Below are 19,570 nucleotides of genomic sequence, written 5' to 3' on the forward strand. Positions count from 1 at the left end.
CCTGCGCGTCAGAAGCGCGTGTTGAGTTCCAGTTGCATCACATCGACTTCGAACGGCTGGCCATACACTTCGGACGCGCTCAACCAACGCGCACTGGCGTAGATGTTCTTGTCGATGCCGTAGTTGGCGCCGATGAAGTAACCCTTGGCGTTGGTGCCGCCCAAGTGAAACGAGGAATCGTTGAAGCCATCGGGCAAGGCGTCGGGCTGGATGTACTTGTAGCCGGCCAACACGTTCCAGTCGCCGCGCTTGCGCATTTCCAACGCGCTGCCAAGGGTGAACGAGACCATCAAGGCATTGCCGCCACTTTCAAACTGGCCGTTGCTGTTGATGTTGTTGACGATCTCGCCTTCGCTGCGCTTGAGCATTTCGCCCTTGTCGTAGGCCAGGTTGTGGATGAAGTTGCCCTGGGTGCGCAGCTTGAAGTCGCTCGGCAGTTCGCTGTCCCAAACCAGGTTGAGGTCCAGCACATCGAACTTCGACGCCAGGCCGACGAACTGCGGGTCCGGCGTTTTGGCCGGGTCCGTCGGGTTGGTGGTGTTGTTGCGCAGGTTGAATACCGTGTTGCCTTTTTGCATAAACGCCACACGCGTGCCGTCGGTGTCGCAGCCCGCCGCCCCCTGCCATGTGGAGCACGGGCTGGAGCGCTCGCCTTCGATGTCCTGGAACTGGTAATAAGCGGCGGCGAGCTTGAGGCGGTTGCTGCGGTTGATCTTCCAGTCTGCGCCGATCTGCCCGCCAAACAGCCATTTGGTCTGGCTGTCTTCCTTGTCGATCCCATTGCTGCTGGCGGTGTCGGAGGTGTATTCGACCGGGAACGCGCCCAGGGTCCCGAACAGGCCCCATTCGCTGTTGAGGCTGTGGTTGAAGATCGCCGCCACACCGTCGAAGTTGAGGTCGTTGGAATACATCATGTCGGTGGAATAAAACGGGTTGCCGATGCGCCCGGCGGTCAGGGTCATGGCGTCGGTGGTTTTCCAGCTCAAGTAACCCTGGTCGAGCCAGATGTCTTTTTTGCCGAAGCCGCCGCCCAGGGTCTGGGTGGTGGACACCGGGTTATTGTCCGAGCCGGTGGCGATGCGGATGCCGGCGGTCCATTCCGGCGAAATCACCGCTTTCATGCCCAGGCGCGCGCGCAGGCGGAACAGGTTTTCGCGGTCCTCGCGGGTGTTGAGCAAGGGCGGGAACCGGGTGTTGGAGTTTTTGTTGACGTCGTACGGGCCGGTGTCGTTGAGCTTGGCGTAGTCGGTGATGGTGTTGTCGTTGCGGCCCGAGAAATAGCGCGACTCGTCACGCAAACGGATATCGCCATCAAAACTGATGCGCGAGATCCAGTCCGGAAACGTATTGGGCTGGGCCCAGTTTTCCTGCTTGGCGGTCGCCATGACTTCAGCCTTCACCTGGTCACGGATCTGATCGCGTACCGCTTGCGGCACGTACTGCACGCGCACGTCGCCAGGGGCTGCGGCGGGGCCGCTGGCAACCGTCGGCGCCGCATTGGCCTGGCGTGCCTGCCGGGCCTCATTTTCGGCCTGGGCGATCAGCCCGTTGGCGGTGTCCTGGGTCAATACACCCTGCTGCACCAGCAGGCGGATCAGGTTGATGGTGACGTTTTCCGAGGGGGCGACCGGGGCTGCCGCCGCCTGTCCGACCAGGGTCGCGATGACCATGCCAACCGCCAGGGTCAGTCGATTCACGGGGGAAATCATGTGTACGCAACTCCTGTAAAAAACCGTTGAGAAATGCAGTTGAAGAGTGCTCGATCAATCCGGGCGCCGGCCCTTGAGGGACAGGCGTACCGGCAGCGTTACCGAAGCCGGCACCCGTTGCGTGGCATGGGGCGCGCGCAAGGCCGCCAACACCTGGGCATCGGTTTGGGCATCGCCGCTGGACTTGGCCAACTCGGCGCGGATCACCTGGCCTTCAGCGTTGAGCCACAAGTCCGCCTGCACCGTGTAAGCCTTCTTGCGCAATTCCGGGTCTTCACGCAGCAGGCGTTGAAACACCCCGGCCAGGTATTGCTTGTACGTGCCGGCGCCAAGGCCACCGCCGCCGGAACCGGCCATGCCGCCGCCCTTGCCCGCGCCAATGTTGAAACCATCGTTGCCCGACTGCGCATCGCCATCGATCTGCATCGGGTTGGCCAGGTCATCGGCCGGTGACGGCGGCGCTTCCTCGGCCGGCTTGACCTCTTCCGGCGCTGGGGTAGGCACCGGCTCCGGGATTTTTTCTTCCACCTGGGGCTCGGGCTCCTTGGGTTTTTCCGGCGGCGGCGGTGGCGGTGGCGGTGGCGGCAACGGGATAATCGTCGGCACCTTCGGCGCTTCGCGGCGTACGCCACTCATGTCATTGGCCCACTGCCACAACAGCCAGGCCGCCACGGCCCCCAGCAACAGGCCGGCGCCCCACTTCAGCGGGCGCAACGGCGGCGTGTTCTTGACCGGTAACGGCCTGATCGGGATCTGTGCGGTCATGACTCAGCCCTGGCTCGGTTTGCCGGTAACCAGCCCGACCTGGGACAGCTCCAGCCGGCGCAACAAGTCGAGCACTTCAATGACCTTCTGGTACTGCACCATGGCATCGCCGCGCACGATCACCGGGAAGTCCGGGTTCAGCGCTTTCTCGATACGCAGGCGCTCTTCCAGCTCGCCGAGGGTCACCGGGTAAGCGTCGAGGAACACCTGGCCGCCGTCATTGACGGAGATGGCCTTGGTCTTGGCCTCTGACAACGACACCGAGGCGCTGGCCTTGGGCAAGTGGATCTGGATACCCGAGACCTGGGCGGTGGCGGTGAGGATAAACATCACCAGCACCACCATCAGCACGTCCACCAGGGGCGTGATGTTGATGCTGTCGACGGCGGCATCATCGTCATCGTCGTGGGAGGCATTTACGCTAGCCATGGCAATTCTCCTCAGGCCGGAACCGACGCGTGATGCTCGCGGCGGTGCGCCGCTTCACTGTGCTGGCTCTCGCCGTGCATCTCCGCCAGGCGAGTGATGAACTCATCGACAAACACGCGCATGTCGGCGCTCACTTCCTTGTTGCGCGTGATCAGGCGGTTGTAGCCAAACAGCGCGGGGATCGCGACGAACAGGCCCATGGCCGTGGCCAGCAACGCGGCGGCCATACCGGGGGCAATGGCGTTGATGTTCACGTCACCGGCCATGGCCGTGCCGAGGAACACCACCATAATCCCCAGCACAGTGCCGAGCAGGCCGATGTACGGGCCACCGGCGATGGCGTTGGACAGGGTCGAGAGTTTGGCGCTGAGCGCCTGGTTTTCGCGGGTGCGCACGCCGTCCATGGAGCAGCGGATGGCTTCGATAGTCGCCGCCGACACCGACGAGGTATCGGCGCCCTGGGCGCGGCGGGTGCGAATCTCCTTGACGGCCACCAGGTACAGGCGCCACAGCGAGGAATGCGCCAGGCGCTCACCCAACTGGGCGTCATCGGCGTACATCTCCAGGCGCGTGCCGATCTGGGCGAAATGCTCGCGGAACACCTCGTTGGCAGCGCTCACGCGGCTGACCTGGCGGTTCTTGCGCAGCATGATGAACCACGACTGCACCATCATTGCCACCAGCACCAGGATGATCACCCAAGCATCCACCGGCACGGCGTTGAGCAAAAAGCCCAGGCTGCCGAAGCCCATGCCCGACTGTTCCTCATCCACCCCATAAGCCACCAGTTTCGACTCGGCGCCCTGAGCATTTGCGTCGGCCAGCAACAACGCGGCCGGGCGGGCCACTTTGGACAAGCGCAACTCATCCATGGCCCCGGCGAATGGCTGGTGTGTGCTGCTCGCTTGGGGCAGGTCGGCGCCCACGGCCAGTTGCGAATTGAACGCCGGCATTGCCACGCCAAGGTTGGCGGTTTCGCGGCCGTTGACATACAACGCGACTTTTTCACCTTCAGCGGTAAACGCCAGGTGCTGCCATTGGCCGGGGTTCAGCGGTTGGGTCGATACGGCGCGCTGGCCGTCGATCTCGATAAACGGCATGCCCTGGTTCAGCCCCAGCAACAGGCTATGGGCGCCATCGCGACGCGCCAGAACGATCTGCTCGCCACTGGCCTGGTCCAGGCGCAGCCAGGCACTGAAGGTGAACGCGCCGCCGGCGGCGTGTTGCAGCGACGGGCTGGCCGGCAACAGCAGCGGCTCACCGGCGAACTGCAAGGCGCGGCCGATTACGCCGTCGATGCTTGTGCCGGCGGCATTCAGCGCGGTGTTGGCGTAAGCCGTGGTATCGCGTGGCGGCGTCGCATTGGCACCGTCAAAGTGGTACAGCGCGGTGTAATTGGGGTCGAAGGTCAGCTGGCCGTTGGCGGTGGCCGGTGCCTTCTGGTTGCCGTAATACATCCACAGGTCCTGGCGCTGTCCGCCTTCGACCTTGGGCACATCCACCCAGATCAGCGCCATGCCCATCAGCGGGTCGAAGCTCTCGATCTGGTGATTGAACACGGTCTTGTCATCGGCGCTGACAAAACGTAGGTCGGCGCCGTCGTCCTTGACCCCGTCAAAGCTGAAATTGCCGGTGTGCAGGCGCACCAGCAGCGCAGTGCGGCCCAGGGCCTGGCTGATCGCGGCGCCTTGGGCGGTGGTGTCTACCGAAATCTGCTTGCGGTAGTGCCAGTCATCCTGCCACCAGGCATGGGCGGTGGCCGGGAGCGCGAAGCCCAGGCAGATCAACAGGCTCAGAAATAGGCGTTGCATGGGTGAAGTCTCCGGAAGAAAAAGTCAGAAAGTCGCCTGCACACTGAAGTGCAGCCGCGAGTCCTGTTTCTGGGTGTTCGGTCCATCGAGCAGCGGGTAGCCCCAATCCAGGCTGCCGGATAACCATTTGCTCAAACTGGCGCGGGTGCCCAGGCCGACACTGGCCAGGCTGTATTCATCTTCTTGCTCGGGCAGCGGGTCGTGCAGGCGCAGGCGCGCGCCTTCGGCGAACGCATAGAAACGCCACTCCTGCACATAGCTGCCGAGAAGCTTGGCCAGGGACGGCGTGCGCAGCTCCTGGGACAGCAGCACGCCCTCATCGCCGGTGCGTTCCGCCGCCAGGTAGCCGCGCACCGAGGTGGCGCCACCGGCCGAGTACTGTTCGTTGGATACCAGCGGCCCCGAGGCCAGTTGGAAGCCGGCCTTGGACGCCGACTGCCAATCGTTGGCGAAGGTGTAGCTGTAGGTGAGGTCGCCCTTGAGCACGGCGAAACTGGCGCTGGCCTTGTAGCGCTTGTAGTCGAACTCTTCGGCGTCGCTGCCATAGCCAAAGAAGGCGCGGGTGCCGACGATCAGGTTCAGGCCCAGGCCCAATTGGGATTGTTCGGTGTAGCGATAGCCGTTGTAGCCCAGGGTGAACGGCGCGTATTTGAGCGGCACCTGATCGCTGCTGGACCCGAATTTCATCTGCTCGTCGAAGTCTTTGAAGTCGATACCGAACGAGAAGGAATTGGCCCAGTTACCGGCGGCCGGCAGGCTGTAGATCGCCGACACCCCATAGGAATGGCCCTTGCCCAACACGTTGCTGCCGCCGATGGTGGCGATGTTGCTGTCGGACTGGTAACCGGAGAACTGCAAGGTCCAGCGCTCGTCCAGCGGCGCGCTGTAGGAGCCGGACCAGACCTTGGCGTTCGAGGTGTCCTCGGGCGCGGTGAAATAGGTCAGGGAAATGCTGTGGCCCAGTTGCCACAGGTTGTCGTAGCCCAGGGTTGCGACCGAGCGCAGTTCCTTGGTGTCGGCGCTGTAGTCGTTGTTCAGGCCAAGGCTGGCGTGCCAGGGGTTCTGGTCTTCGACCTGCAAATCCACGTCCATGGTGCCGGGGCGCTGGCCTTCGCGCACCAGCGGCGTGACCTGGCGCCCGGCACTGCGGTTGAGCCCGGCCAACTGGGTTTGCACGCTGGCGAAGTCCGGCACGGCGCCCTCCTCCAGGCCCGGCACTTGCTCGCGGATCTCCACCGGCGAGTAATGTTTGGCGCCCACCACGCGCACCCGGCCGACCTTGGTTTCACTGACCTGCAGGTAGACGATTCCGTCATCGACCTTCTGCTCCGGCAGCTCGACAAACACCGACTGGTAGCCGCGCGCCTGGTAGATCTTCTGCAGCGCATCGCGGGCGCCTTCGATATCGTCGAGGGTCTTTTGCGGCCCCAGGAACGGGTACACCGCCTCTTCGATGGTTGCCGCATCGAGCACGGTATTGCCGCGCACGAAGTACTCGTTGACGTCGACCCTGCGTGCCGGCTCCTGCGCCTGCGCCGGCAGGGCCATGGCCCCAAGCGTCAAGCAGCACAGCGCCAGCGCTGATTTGAACAGATGCTCCACACCGCCCCCTGACTTGCTGATTTTTTGCGCCGTCATTGCTACGGCGTTCGGCCGGCTCAATTGCTGGCGATCGAGGTGTTGCCGTGACGTGCCAGCCAGGTGTGCAGCAAGGCGAAGTTCAACGAGAACTCCGGCATGTGCAGCAAGGCGCCACAGAACACGTCACCGATGATTTTCTGGATGAGTTGCACCGCACGCGGGTTGCTCAGCAGCGTGGCGATGTCGCGGGTCAGCACGTGAATGCTCCAGACCTTGTGGTTCAGGTCCAGGCCGACGAACCAGCGGAACAACAGGTTGTAATTGAGCTGCTCATGCAGTTGCTGCTCGCTGGGCACCGAGTACAGCAGTTGCAGCAGCAATATCTGCAACACGGTCTGCGGCGCGATCAACATCGAGGGCTCGGCCACCAGCCACTCACGGTGCTGTTCGAGCACCTCGTCGATCCGCGGGCGCAGCAACACCAGGGAATGGCCGGCGGGGATGTAGCTGGAGACTTCCTTCAAGGCACCTTGCCAATCGTCCTGGGACACGATCCACACCCAGGGCGCGCCATAGCGATAGACCGACACCGGCTTCTTGCGCGCCGCTTCGACGATCTTCGACAGGCGCTGGTCGAGCTCCTGCATGCCCACTTTCGAATAACGTTCCATAGTTCCCATTGCCCCACTCCTGGCGTACAGCCGGCGCCTTGAACAACACCGTGCTGGTGTTCTTGAGCGCGTTACACAGGAGAGACGGGAGTGGCCATGGGCTACCGAACTTTTGTCATGAAAGGTTCATTCGGAATTGGGAGGGGGGCATTTTTTGGGCTGGATTGGGTACAACGCCGTGCAAAAAAACGGGGCGATCAGTGATCGCCCCCAAGGTACAACGAGAGGTCTGGGCACCGCCCTACAAGGTAATCTGCTTGCGCTCCTCATCCGTCAAACGCGCCCGCGCCTGTTCGCTCAATGGCCCCGCGCCCAGCACCTGCACCGGGCTGTTGGGGTTGTACGCCGAGGTTTTCTGCTGTTCCTGCGGCTCACGGGGCACCGGTTCGGTGCCAAACCCCAGCACCTCCACGGTCACGATCGAAGCCCGGCCCTGCTTGGCCGCCGCCTGCTGGCTGCGCGCCGCGTCTTCGGCCGCCTGGGACGCCGCCGCCCCCGCCGCGCTGGCCGAACTCATGGCGCCGGCGTTCACCGTCGCTGTCGCCGGCACGCCCGACGACTTGCCCTGGGTCTGGATATTCGCCGCGTTCACCACGCGCAAGGCCGCGATGTTGACGTTCCCGCTCACTCGAATCCCCGCCTCGCCCGCATCGATCGTGCCCAATGGCGCGATCAGGTCGATATCCCCCGCCGGTACTTCCGGGATCGGGTTGAGCGTGGCGATCCCGGCACCGGTGCTCGGCACCGACGGCGATAGGCTCACGTTGCCCCAGTTGTCATAGACGCGCTTGGGCGGTGTGTACACCACGGTGGTCTTGGAGCCGCGCCCGGCGTTGATGTCGCCGGCGCTGGTCCAGCCCATGATCGAGCCGCCGAAGGTGGTCATGATGCGGCTTTGGCCAAGCAGGATGCTGCCCAGGGAGTACAGCTGGATATCCCCCGCGCCCTGCGTGATCACACCCGCCGTCGACGGTGGTGCCGCGCCTTCGATGCCGAAGGTCTGGCGGCCGCCGGGGGTGAGCATCTGGATCGAACCACCGAAGTTGGTGTGCACGCCTGCGCCGCCGAACATCGTGATATCGCCCTTGTAGGTGATCGGGTTGCCGGCCACATCCGTCTCGGGGAACAACCTGGCAATCGCGGTACGGCCGCGCACGTAGCTGCCCTGGCGCACACTGCCGTCCTGGTTGTACTCACGGCCGGCGGCCTTGAGTTCGGCGAAGTACACGTCGCGGGCGAAGATCCGTTGTTGCTCGCCAGGCAGTGCGGCGTAGTAGGCACGGGCCTGTTCGCTGTCGCCGCCGAAGCCGAAGCGTTCGGTGAGCCAGGCCACCAGCTCACTCTCATAGGTCTTGGCGACTTTGCCGCCCTGCAACGACTCACCCGGTTGCGCCAGGTTGGCGGGGTTCAGGTAGGCCTCGACGAAGCGGCGGTAATCCGGGCCGTTGGGGCCCATGCCGGCTTGCATGACGATGCTTGCGCCAGGGCGGCTGTCGCCGGCCGCCACAGCCCCCAGGCTGTTCACCGCAACTTTGTCTTCCATCTGGATGTTGCGCCCCGCCGTCAGTTCCAACGTGCCGGGGCCGGCGACATTGAAGCTGCTGTAGAGGATGTCGCGGCCGGCGCTGGCGATGGAGATATCGGTGGGGCTGTTGTGCACGAAGAGGTTGCCGGCGTAGGTGTATTCACCCGTGGTGTTATTACCGCCATTGGCACCGCTGAGTGGCGTACCGCTGCTGACGATGTCGCGACCGGCCAGCATCCAGACCGGACCGGCACCCTCGTAGTAAGTCTGCCCAAAACGCGGGTCCTGGAAGGCGGGTCTAGTCAGGGTGATTACACGCCCGCTATTGACACCCAGCAGGTCCCCGCTCAGCGCATAGAAACGTGCAGGCTCCAGGGCGTCGCCCCAGGCCATGCTGGCGGTGTTGGGGCCAAAGGCAAACAGCGGCGACACCCTGAAGGTGGCAATGCTGGCGTCGCTTGCCAGATTACCGCTGCCGTTTACCGCGATCTGATTGGTGAGGAAGCCTAGAAACGCCGGGCGCAAAATCGTCGCCAGGCTTTGCGCGGCTGCGCTGGAGCGGCTGATGGGCAGGTCGCCGCCGTAGATCGAGTCGCCGGCGAGCAGTTCCAGTTGCCCGTTGGCCGACGGCGCCAGCACCATGGCCCCGAGCGGCGGCACGGTGCTTGGGTCACCGTACGATGCGCGACCGTAGTACAGGCTGCCGCTGGCGGCGACGGCGCGCAACGTGGCGGGATAGACGGCTGCCATGTCGGTGTCCAGCGTCTGGGTCAGGGGCGTGAGGTTGCCCCCGGCGGAAAACAGGTCCACCGCCGTACGGTCGGTCCACAGGCTGAACCAGCTGTGTCCAATCCCGTTGACGCCAGCGTTCGCGTAGGCCAACGCGTTGACTTGCGGCGCGCGGCCCGGGTCGGCGACATCCTGCAGCACCAGGTCACCGCGGGTGGCCAGGCTGAAGGTAGCGTCACCCGGCAACAGGCTCAAACCACCCGCTGCCCTGGCGGACGTGGAGCGCAGCGGGTCGTAGGCCCGCACCTCGCTCGGGCTCTGGTAGCCGGGCTGGTCACCATACAGCAGCGTCAGACTACCGAGGGCGCCGCCAGTGAGTTGTACATGCCCTCGCGTGTTCACCAGGACGCCATTGAGGTGGTCTCGGTTGATCTGGCTGACCGGGTTGAGCGACCCGCCGACCCGCAGGTTCAGATCGCCGCCGCCGGTCAGTTGGACGCTGCCATCGGTGGCAACGCGGCCGGTGCCGCCGACGGCCAGGACCAGGCCTTGGCTGCGGGGGCTGACGTTCTGCGGCTGCGACGACGCGTTGAGAATCCCCGCATCGCCGCCCACATCAACGTTAAGGTTGCCTCCTCCCAGGGTGCCGAAGCCCGTGAACCCAACCATCTGGTCCGCGCTCGGGTAGGCCATGCCGGGCACGTAGGTACCAAAGTTGACCCACCACGCGGTGGCCTGCGCCTGGTTGCCACTGAGGCCGTTGCCCTGACGCCACAGCCAGTTGCCGACGTTGGCTGAATCCTGGCCCAGGTCGCTGGGTACCGGACGACCGACGCCGTTCAGCGCCGGGCTGGTGATATTGCCGGTCAGGTTGCCGCCCACTTTAAGCAGCAAGTTGCCGCCCGTATCCGGGTACCAGGCACGGTACAGGCTGGCGGTGTCTGCGTTGACCAGCTTTTCGTTGCCCCCGGCGTTAGCCAATACCTTGCCATTGCTGCCCAGGGCTCGCTTGAGGTTATACGGATCGTTGGCCGAGGTGCCGGTGGACGAGCTGCCCGCCGTGTATACGCCAAACAGCGACTCCATGCTCAGGTTGCCGGCGGCCAGCAGGTCAAGGTCTGCCGCGCCGGTGCGGACTACGCTGAAGCGAGTGCTGCCGCCCACCAGCAGCGTGTAGGCATCACCACTGATAACGCAGTATTCCGGGAGGTCGTCACATAGCCCTGGGTATTGTATTGCTTCGAAATCAATGGGTTGGCCTACCATGCTGTCATCGCCGAACCACCCCAAGGAGCCCTCCTCGGTCCAGACCTGGGCTCCCTTGCCGAACGCCCCGTAGTGACTGTCCGCCAATCGCAGATTGCCGCTTACCGGATGCGGCTGCAGCAGGCGACTGTCCGCCGCCTCGGTATCGGCCCCCGCGACCAGGCGTATCGACCATGACTGCGAGCCTTCCTCCAACATCGGTGCAATCGCCCAGTTCTTGCCCTGGCGACCGGCGTCGGCCACACGCAACTGCACCGACTCCACGCCACCGGGTAATTTCACGTCAGTGCCCGACGGCAACAGCGCGCCACGGGGCAACACTTTGCTGGCGGCCAGGGTCATGCTGGTGACCAAGGGCACGCCCTTGGGCCAGATCAGGCTGTCAACACTGGCTGAAGTGCTCAACAGGCTGCCAGCCTCCAGGACACTGCCACTGGCGAGGGTCTGGTCCTGAGCCAGCAAGGTGCCCGCCGCGAACAGCACAGTGCCCGAGGCATCCCGAACAGCCGCAGCCAACACCGTGCCCGCCGGGAGTACCAACGATTGGTTGAGCGTGGCCGCCACGGGCAAACGGGTACCCGCCGGCAGAAACAGCGGGTTGGTCAGTACATCGAAATTAAGCGCAGCGCCCGCGGGGAACACGGTGCCCACCTCCAGGGTCACGCCGCTGCCCGGCACCACCACGGTGCCGCCGGTGTGGTCGATACCGGCGCGCAGCACCCAGCCATTGTCATCGTCGGTGGCCGGTGGCGCGGCAAAGCCATCGTTGATGCTGCCGTAGATATTCAGGTCACCGCCGGCGCGCAGGGTCAGGCTGCCGGACTCGGTCTTGGCCGTTGATTTGAGGCTGGCGTAGCGATAGCTGGAGAGGTCCAGATCGCCCTGCACCACCAGGTCGCCGTCCGCGGTTTTGCTGACTATCTCGACGCCGGGGCGCAGGTGGAACACGTCGCCGTAGGTCGCGTTGTTCAAGCCGGCGAGCTTGCGCAGCAAGTTACCGTTAACGCGCGCGGCGTCGATAAATTGCGTATTCGATGGATCGACGACGTCCCTGAGGTAGTCCTGGTCGATCACCTGGTACGGGCGCCCCTCTGGCGTTTCATCGGTTCTGGTCGGGGCATCGTCGTAGGTTCTCATGCCGTTGAGCGCAATCGAACGCGCACCTTGGATAGTCAACACCCCACCGGCGTCGATGGCGACGTCATTGTTGCCCACGCGCGGCGCGTTGAGTTCCAGCGTGCCACGGCTGCGCCCGTCGTTGCCGGTCGTGGCAGCGGTGCCATGGCGCAGGTCGATGCGCGCGCCATTGGCCAGGGTCAGTTGGCCCTGGCCAGAGCTGAGGACCACGATGGCGCGGTTGGGCGAATCGATGATCTTGCCGTAGCTGTCCACGCGCAGTTGTGTGCCATGGGCGTCCAGCACGGCGCCGCCGTCGAGGCTCAGGCCATTTTTCGCGGCCAGGTTGATGCTGCCGACGCGCTCGCCACTGGCATCCACCAGGCCGGTCACGCGCAGGCTGCCGTTGTCGATCGAGACGTTGACGCTGTTGGCCTTGACGTCACTGCCGATGGTCAGGTCGCCCTGCTTGAGCTGGAAGCTGCGCGCACCATAGACCTGGCCCTGGTTGAGGCGCTGGTTGAGCGCGGCGAACTGGTCGCTGAGGATGCCATTGCCGCCCAGGCGCTGGGCCTGGATTTCCACCGCGCCGGCGAGGTACGGCACCAGGGTGCCACCGGCATCGTAGCCACCGCTGCTGCCGGCGATGATCTTGCCCGCCAGGTCGACGATCCCCGCTGCGCCGTCCACCGCCACCGCGCGCAACCTGCCCGCCTGGTTGTGCTGCGCCGACAGGTCGATGGTCGAGCCCGCGGCCTGGCTTACATTGCCTGTGCGGCTTTCCAGCAACACCTCGCCGCCTGCGCTGTATTTGGTCAGGTCGTTGAAGGGAATGGCCCGACCGGCCACATCAATCGAGGCGGTATCGGTGAGCACCACATCGCCACGGGCACCCAGGGTCACTTTGCCGCTGGGCATCACCACGGCACTGGCCAGGCGCAGGCTGTCACCCTGCAACGCCAACTCACCGCCGATACCGTTTACCTTGCCCACCGCGCCGGCCGAGGCGCTGACATCTATTGCGCCACCGGAGGTAATACGGTTGACCGAACCGGCCTCCCCGGTCATCAGCGGCGTGAGGATATTCAGATTGCCGCCGCTGTAGGCAAAGCCCTTGATCGGGTCAAACGCGCCCTGGCTCTGGTACACCGAGAGGCTGCCTTTGTGGTTGGCGGTGATGCGCTCGCCGGCATTGAGGTTGACGTTGGCAAAACCCAGGGCGAGGCGATCGAAGGTTTTAGTGGTGCTCGCCTGGGCAAATCCCCCATAGCCGAACTCGATGCGTTCGGCATTGATGTCCAGGCGCCCGCTGCCGCTGCCGGCACCACCGGTCACCGCCGCCGCAGGCGGTGCCTCGGCACCCTGCCAGATCAGGTTGGCGGTGTGGATGGCGGCCACGTCGTTGGCACCGCCAGAACCGTAGATCGCCGGCGTGGAGAGCATCAGGTTGCTCAGCAGCGACTTGCCGGTCACCGCGTCGTAGGTGTCCAGGGTGGTGGTGCCGTAGAAGTTGAAACTGTCGCGCGCCGACAGTTGCAGGGTTTCCAGGGCCGGGGCGCCGAATTGGGTGTCGCCGCGCAGCAAGCGTTCCAACACCTGCTGGTTGAGGGTCATGCCCACCGGCAGCCGGTTACCGGCGGCCGCGGCGGCCAGGGCTTCGGGGCTGCCGACGTTGATGCTGGACACCCCCAGGTTCAGGTGGCGGGTGCCATAGCGCACCTCATCCCCCATCTGCAGGGTGCTGTCGGTCAAGGTAACGATGCTGCCTTCGGAATACAGGGCCGTCTGGCCGCTGCAGGGCGCGCGGTTGCACACGCCTAACTGAATGCCCCCACTGATGACTCCGCCGGGTGACCGCGCGGCGACGACGTTGAGCAAACCGTTGGACACCGCCAGCATGTTCGCCACGTTGTAGACAAAACCGTCACGCGCGTCATAACTGGCCTTGCCGCGACCAATGGTGTTGATCGAGGCACCCTGCTCAACGACGATGCGCCCGGTGCCGCTCAGCAACAGCACTTCCGGCGCAGCCAGGTTGGCCCCATCGCGCAGCACAATGGAGCTGTTACTGCCGTTGGCGATGTTGATGTAGTTGCCGGCCTGGCCGTAATTGACCAACGTCATCCCACCGATCACCAGGCGTGAAGCGCCCAAGGCATTCAAACTTTGGGCCTGCACGCTGATCCCGTCAAAACCACTGCTGGCGTCTTGGCCCGCCGCCACGATTTCGATGTCCCGGCCCACCCCTGCGCTTGCGTTGGTCAGCGCCACGGTGCCGCCGTAACCGCCGTCAGCGGCCTCGAAGCGACCGGTGCCCTGGAACGAAAACGCCTGCGCACCGGCTCCCGCACGCAACGTCAGTTTCAACGTCTTGGCATCCACCGGCAGCAAGGCACGGGGCACGCCAAGCCTGGCCGCATCGGCCACGGCGAACTGGGCGTAACCGGTTTCGTTGTACTGGGAGTAACGGCGCAAGGTATCGGCGGAGGTCAGGATCACCTGGCTCGCCAGGCTGTTGACGATGCCCGTATTGGCGATGGACAGGCGCCCGGCGGTGGCCCATGAGCCATTGCGCATCTGTTGGGTTGCACCTTCGCCACCAGGCCCGGCCAGGCCATTGATTTCTACCCGAAACGCGCCCGGCATCAAGGCGTAGGTGGACGGCATCAGCGTATAGGTGCCCGCCGCCAGCCCGGGCACGCCGGCACCGATGGTGATTTGCTGGCCCATCAGCGGGTCGACCGCGCCGCCTTCCGGCGCCACCGGTGCATAGCCCGGTTGCACACCCGGCACAATCGCGTAGATCGGGTTGGTGCCAAGGCCCGGCAGCACAAAACCGCCGGTTGCGCCGAACTGCACCAAGGGGGTCAGGCGCGCATCGGTGGAACCGCCACGCCCGGAAATGAACCCGGCCCCGAGCAATTCACCACCGCCGGATAAATCCACCGTAGCGCCCGGCTGGACCGCCACCGATTGCCCACCCAATACCATCCCTATATACAAGCCACCGCCGTTATCCGTTGCGCCCTGGCCAACGAATGTGACTTTCTTGCCGTTATACAGATAGACCTGGCCATCTACCGTGCCGCCGTAAGGCAACACCAGGCCCTTGCCGCTCACGGAGGTCAGGCTGCCCGGCAACAGTTCAACCTTGCCCGAATTCAACACGCCGATTTCGATCAGCCCCAGCGGCGCACGCACCACGCCGCCTTGGCGAATATTCGCGCTGCCCAGTTGCAGGCGGCCGAAGGCCGAGTACGGCACAGCCGCTGTGGCGTCACCGATGCGTTCGATGCTCAAGGTGCGCGTCGGGTCAAAGCCCGAGTTGCCATTCAAATACCCCGCCAGGACCCGCGCCCCGACCTCGGTCGCAGGGTACAGCTGCGCGGCGCGCAGGGTCATGTCGCCGCTGGTCGCCAGTTGCGTGCTGATGCCCTGAGAGATCACGTTCGCATCGGCACCGGCCAGAAAGCGCAGGTCGCCTTGGCTGGTCAGTCGTACGTCGTCGAACCCGCGACGCTCGACCGCGACCAGCGCGTCATTCGTCTGCGGCACGTTGCTCTTGTTGCCGAACACCACATTGCCGCGCACATCAATCACGTTGGCGCTGGCGCTGAACTGTGCCGTCGTTGCCAGCGGCGACGGGTTGGGCAGCAGCGGCACCGCACGCACGTAGGCCTCTTTACCACTTTGCGCAGGCGCGAGGATGCCGGCCAGTTGCAGGTACGGTGCCGACAGCGTGACCCGCGAGTTGGCCGCAGCCCCTTCACTGAGGTTGTAGCTAGCGCTGTACAACCGCAGGCTCTGGCCCATGTTCAACGACACGTCGCCGTCGAAACTCAGCAAGCCGTTGCTGAGCAGCGCCAGGTTGTCGAAACCGCCGGCGGTAATCTGGTCGACACCGAGACGGCCATGGCCGTATTCCAGGCTGGCGGCGGTCGGTAAGGCGCTGGTCTGATGGGTCTGGCTGAGCACCAGCTCGCGCACCTTGAGCACCCGGTCGTTCGCGCCGTTTTTCGCGTAGTAGGGGCTTTCCAGCGCCAGCGACAAGCTGCCGCCCGCCGCACCGGCGCCACCGGCGCGGGCCACAAAACTGCCGTCCAGGTACAGGCCATTGTTGGACGCAAAGCTGATGCTGCCGCCATTGCTGGCCACCGGCACACGGCCCTGGCCGGGAACATCCAGCATCGCCTGGGCCCCGGACGCGTCCAGGCGCGCGCCCTCGCGGACCACCACAAACACATCGCCGGCACTGGCAATGCCGGTGGCGAGGTTGATATCGCCGCCGATGCTGATCTTGCCGCCATTGAGGACCTGGCCGTACACGTTGCCCCGATGACTCACCGCCGTGACCGCTCGCGCGGCGACGTCGATCAGCGCCTGTTCACCCACCCAGATCGAGCGTTCATGGCCGGCGGCAATCGGCTGTTCCCAGGCCGGCGGCGTCACATTCAGGCCGCCCAGGCTGACGCTGCCGCCCCAGGCATTCAGGCTGCCGTTGACGGTCAACTGGCCGACGCTGCGCAGGTTGATGCCCTGGCCGGGGTCGACATTGATCACCGCGCCCCGGCCCACGGCCAGGGCGGTGCTCGCCAGTTGTGCGGCGGTGGAATCCCTGGAGCCGGCCGTCAGCGTCAGGCTGGCACAGCGACGCTGGGTCAGCACGCCTTGGGTCGGGTTTTCCTGGTAGAGCGTCGGTGTCCAGCGCTCCAGTGCCGTGGCAGGCTCGCTGACACTTGGCGTCAGCGCTGTCTGCCGGCCCAGACGGTAGACCGGCGCATTCACGTCCACCTGGGTGCCGTCGGTGACGAGCAACCCCTCGTTGCCGGTGATGTCGTAGGCCGAGAAGCCCTTGTTGAAGAAGTCGCCGGTCAATTGCAGCGTGTCGGTAGCGGGTGCATCGGCGCTGTTGCCGATCTGCACCTTGCGCGCCTGCAACGCCAGGGTACCGCCACCGTTGACGCCATAACCGCGAATCTCGCCGTCCACGGCCAACGCGCCCCACGCCCCCAGGGTCACATCGCCGCCTTTGCCGCCGCTGAGCTGGCCGTCCACGCCCAGGGTGGCCCCGGAAGACACATCCACCGCACTGCCCGCCGCCAGGTCCACGTTGCCGGTGCTGCGCAGCGAGACCTTGCCACCGTTCACATACGCCACGCCGTCGCGGCGGTTGGGCTCCAGCAGCACATTATTCCAACGCCCGGTCGCGTCCAGCTTCACACCTGCGGCCACATCGACATGCCCGCCGCCCGCCAGGATCACATCGCCGACGGTATTGCCCGAATTGAGGTTGACCTGGTTGAGAATATTGCCCGCATTGATGCTGCCGCCATGGGCCGTGAGGTTGGCGTTGAGGTTGACCTGGGGCCCGAACAGCGTGATATCGCCGCCGTCCGCCACGTTGAGCGCGCCGTTGACACTGATCTGCTGTTTGGCCCCAACCTTGATCGCGCCCAACCGGTAGCCGTTGAGTTGGTCACTGTCGAGCACCATCTTGCCCTGGCGATCCGCTGGCAGCGCGGTGGTGAGGTCCAGGCCGTCGGCGATTTTCTGCGTGTTGCCGGCGATCAGCACCTCGTCGGCAGTGCCGGTCAGCGCATAACGCAGGGTGCCGGTGGCCTTGTTGTAGACCGGCGTGTACCCGCCAATGATCAACTGCGCGCGCTGGGCCATAGCCTTTTGCGACTGTTGGTAACCGTCGAGGTTGATGTTCGGTGCCTGGGTCTGGCGATCGCCCTGGAACACATCGCTGACCACCTGGCCTTCGAGCACCGCGCCCGTCGTGCCGACTACCAGCTTGCCGGCATCGCGGCCCACCGTGTAGCCGCTCTCGTAACGGCGTTGCTTGGCGATCAATGGGTTGTAGTAGTAATCGGTCTGGCCCCAGCGGGTACTGGTGTCTTCATAGCCCTTGTAAAGCCCGGAATACAGAAGGTCGCCCGGCGCGTTGGACAGCTCATACAGGCGCCCGTCCGGGCCCTTGAGCCAGGTCTGTTGGATGTAACCGGCCTGCACGTCTACGGTGCCGCCCGACAGGTTGAGCTGCGCGCCCTTTTGCGTTACCACTTCCTTGCCGGTGAAGGTCAGGGTACCGCCCTGGGCCATCCATTCGCCCACCGAGTGGCCTTGGGTGCCGAGGTAGCCGCCGACTTCCAGCAAGCCGCCGGCGGTGTACCAACGGTCCGTGGCGTAGCCGTTGGTCCCGGCCGGTACAAATACCAGGTCGCGCAGGTCGACCCACACGTCGTTGTTGATCAGTTTGCCGTCGTCGCGGTTGACCGGCGCATCGCGCTGCTCGTTGCCCTGCACGTTGATCTTGATGTTGTTGGCTTCCATCGACACCTTGACCCCCACCGCGCCGGACACGTCAATCAGCGCCCCATCGCGCACCAGGCTGCGCCCCGCGGCACTGACGGCGACCTGCCCGCCGGTGGCCAGGGTGATCGAGCCTTTGTGGAAATCCACGGTGCCGCCGCTGACGATCTCGATGCGCGACTGATCGCTGCGGTCGGCCACGGCGCTGAGGTTGTTGAACCGCCCGGTGGCCAGGTTGGCGGGCATGCCGTCGAAGTTGACCAGGCCGTTGCTCTTCTGGCTGTTCAGCGCGGTGCTGGCGCTGCTGTCCAGCAGGATCGCGGTGGTGCTGCCCTCGCCCAGGGTCACACTGCCCGTGGTGTCGGTGGAGGAATTGAGCAAGTGGATCGTGCCGCGAGTGTCCACCGAGGTGCTGGCCAGGGCCACGCCGTTTTGCTGCACCTGGTGCCCGGTCAGGGTGATGTCACCGGTGGAGGCCATGATCAGCCCGTTGTTGCTGACCTGGCCGGCACTGCTGCCGGCCTTGAGGCTGGTCGCCACTTCATTGCCGCGCGTGGTGGAGCGGTCGTTGCCGGTGGTGCCGACGCCCTTGCGGATGTAAAAACTGTCACCGGCGGCCAGGGTGGTCTGGCCCTTGGCGGTGATGATGGTACCGGCGTTGTCCACTTCCGACCCCAGCAGCAAGGCATAACCGCCCGCATCCGTCGAAGTGGCCGGGCTGTGGGTCTGGATCAGCGCACCGCGCTGCACCTGGACCTTGCCCGCCGCATCGGTGAAGGTCGGCTGCGTGCCGGTCGCATCCACGTAAACACCGCGTTGGGTGAATTGCTCATCGGTGATATTCGCAGCGGCGGCAACGAGGTTGCGCACGTTGACCTGGCTGGTGCCGCCGAACACCACGCCGTTACGGTTCATGATCATCACCGTGCCGGCGCCGTTGATCTGGCCCTGGATCTCGCTCGGCCGAGCATCGGGGTCGTTGACGCGGTTGAGCACGGCCCAACTGGCCTGCTGCTGGAAATCCACCGTGGTGTTGCGCCCGACGTTAAAGGTTTCCCAGTTGAGGATCGCCTTGTCGGCGGTCTGCTCGATGGTCACCGTGGTCTTGCCGCCGGCCTGGCTTTGGGTCGGGCCCTTGGCGTTGGTCCAGCCCTGCGTGAGGCTGTTATCCACCTGCAGGCCACCTTTGCCGAGGCCATCGGGAATCGTCGAGACCTGGCCGAACGCCGCCTGACGCCCCGCCGCTTGCGCCGCCTGCTGCGCGGCAATCGCCGCGACGCTGGTGTTCAAGGTGCTGATGGAACGCGCCAACTGCTGGTTGGCCCGTGCCTGCTGGTTCAGCGAAGGAACCCCCGGCACCTGCCCGGCACTGATCCGCGCCGCCGTCGCCGCCTGAGTCGCGCCTTTCTCGGCAAACCAACTGGAACTGAACGCCGTGGCCGCGTGGGCATTGCCGGCCACCATCAACAAGGCAATCGCCTGGGCCAGGGGCTTGAGGCGCAGCACGGGTTCTGGGGCTTTCAGGTTAACCGGTGATTGGCAGCGGACCATCGGGGATCTTCCTTCTTTGTTATCACGCAGGGAGCACGACAGGCTCACGTATGAGGGTTAGGCGGTTGGCGAAGGGCGGGACCGAACTTCTGTCATGCAAAG

At 64.9% G+C, this 19,570-nt stretch carries 7 protein-coding genes; all 7 read right to left on the reverse strand.

Annotation, left to right across the window (positions count from 1 at the left end):
- Window positions 1-8: 8 nt before the first annotated feature.
- The 7 genes from AB4O23_RS20830 to AB4O23_RS20860 all read right to left on the reverse strand — a co-directional run bounded on the left by AB4O23_RS20830 (window position 9) and on the right by AB4O23_RS20860 (window position 19,468).
- A complete protein-coding gene (locus AB4O23_RS20830; protein WP_460060397.1) occupies window positions 9-1,709 on the reverse strand; it encodes a putative porin in 1,701 nt (566 codons plus the stop codon).
- A gap of 54 nt (window positions 1,710-1,763) precedes the next feature.
- Entirely contained in the window at window positions 1,764-2,474 is a 711-nt protein-coding gene (locus tag AB4O23_RS20835) for an energy transducer TonB family protein (RefSeq protein WP_460060399.1), read from the reverse strand.
- Window positions 2,475-2,477: 3 nt separating this feature from the next.
- A complete protein-coding gene (locus AB4O23_RS20840) occupies window positions 2,478-2,903 on the reverse strand; it encodes an ExbD/TolR family protein (protein ID WP_010211136.1) in 426 nt (141 codons plus the stop codon).
- 11 nt (window positions 2,904-2,914) lie between these two features.
- Complete coding sequence (locus AB4O23_RS20845) at window positions 2,915-4,714, reverse strand: DUF2341 domain-containing protein (RefSeq protein ID WP_460060401.1); 1,800 nt, start codon at window positions 4,712-4,714, stop codon at window positions 2,915-2,917.
- Between the two features lie 24 nt (window positions 4,715-4,738).
- Window positions 4,739-6,316, reverse strand: a complete 1,578-nt coding sequence (locus AB4O23_RS20850) for a ShlB/FhaC/HecB family hemolysin secretion/activation protein (protein WP_065877940.1) — start codon at window positions 6,314-6,316, stop codon at window positions 4,739-4,741.
- Between the two features lie 56 nt (window positions 6,317-6,372).
- Window positions 6,373-6,966, reverse strand: a complete 594-nt coding sequence (locus AB4O23_RS20855; protein WP_017530244.1) for a transposase — start codon at window positions 6,964-6,966, stop codon at window positions 6,373-6,375.
- Window positions 6,967-7,207: 241 nt separating this feature from the next.
- On the reverse strand, window positions 7,208-19,468 hold the full coding sequence (locus AB4O23_RS20860; protein WP_460150241.1) for a filamentous haemagglutinin family protein: 12,261 nt from the start codon (window positions 19,466-19,468) through the stop codon (window positions 7,208-7,210).
- Between the last annotated feature and the right edge of the window lie 102 nt (window positions 19,469-19,570).

It is taken from the genome of Pseudomonas sp. H2_A10 (genome assembly GCF_054680085.1).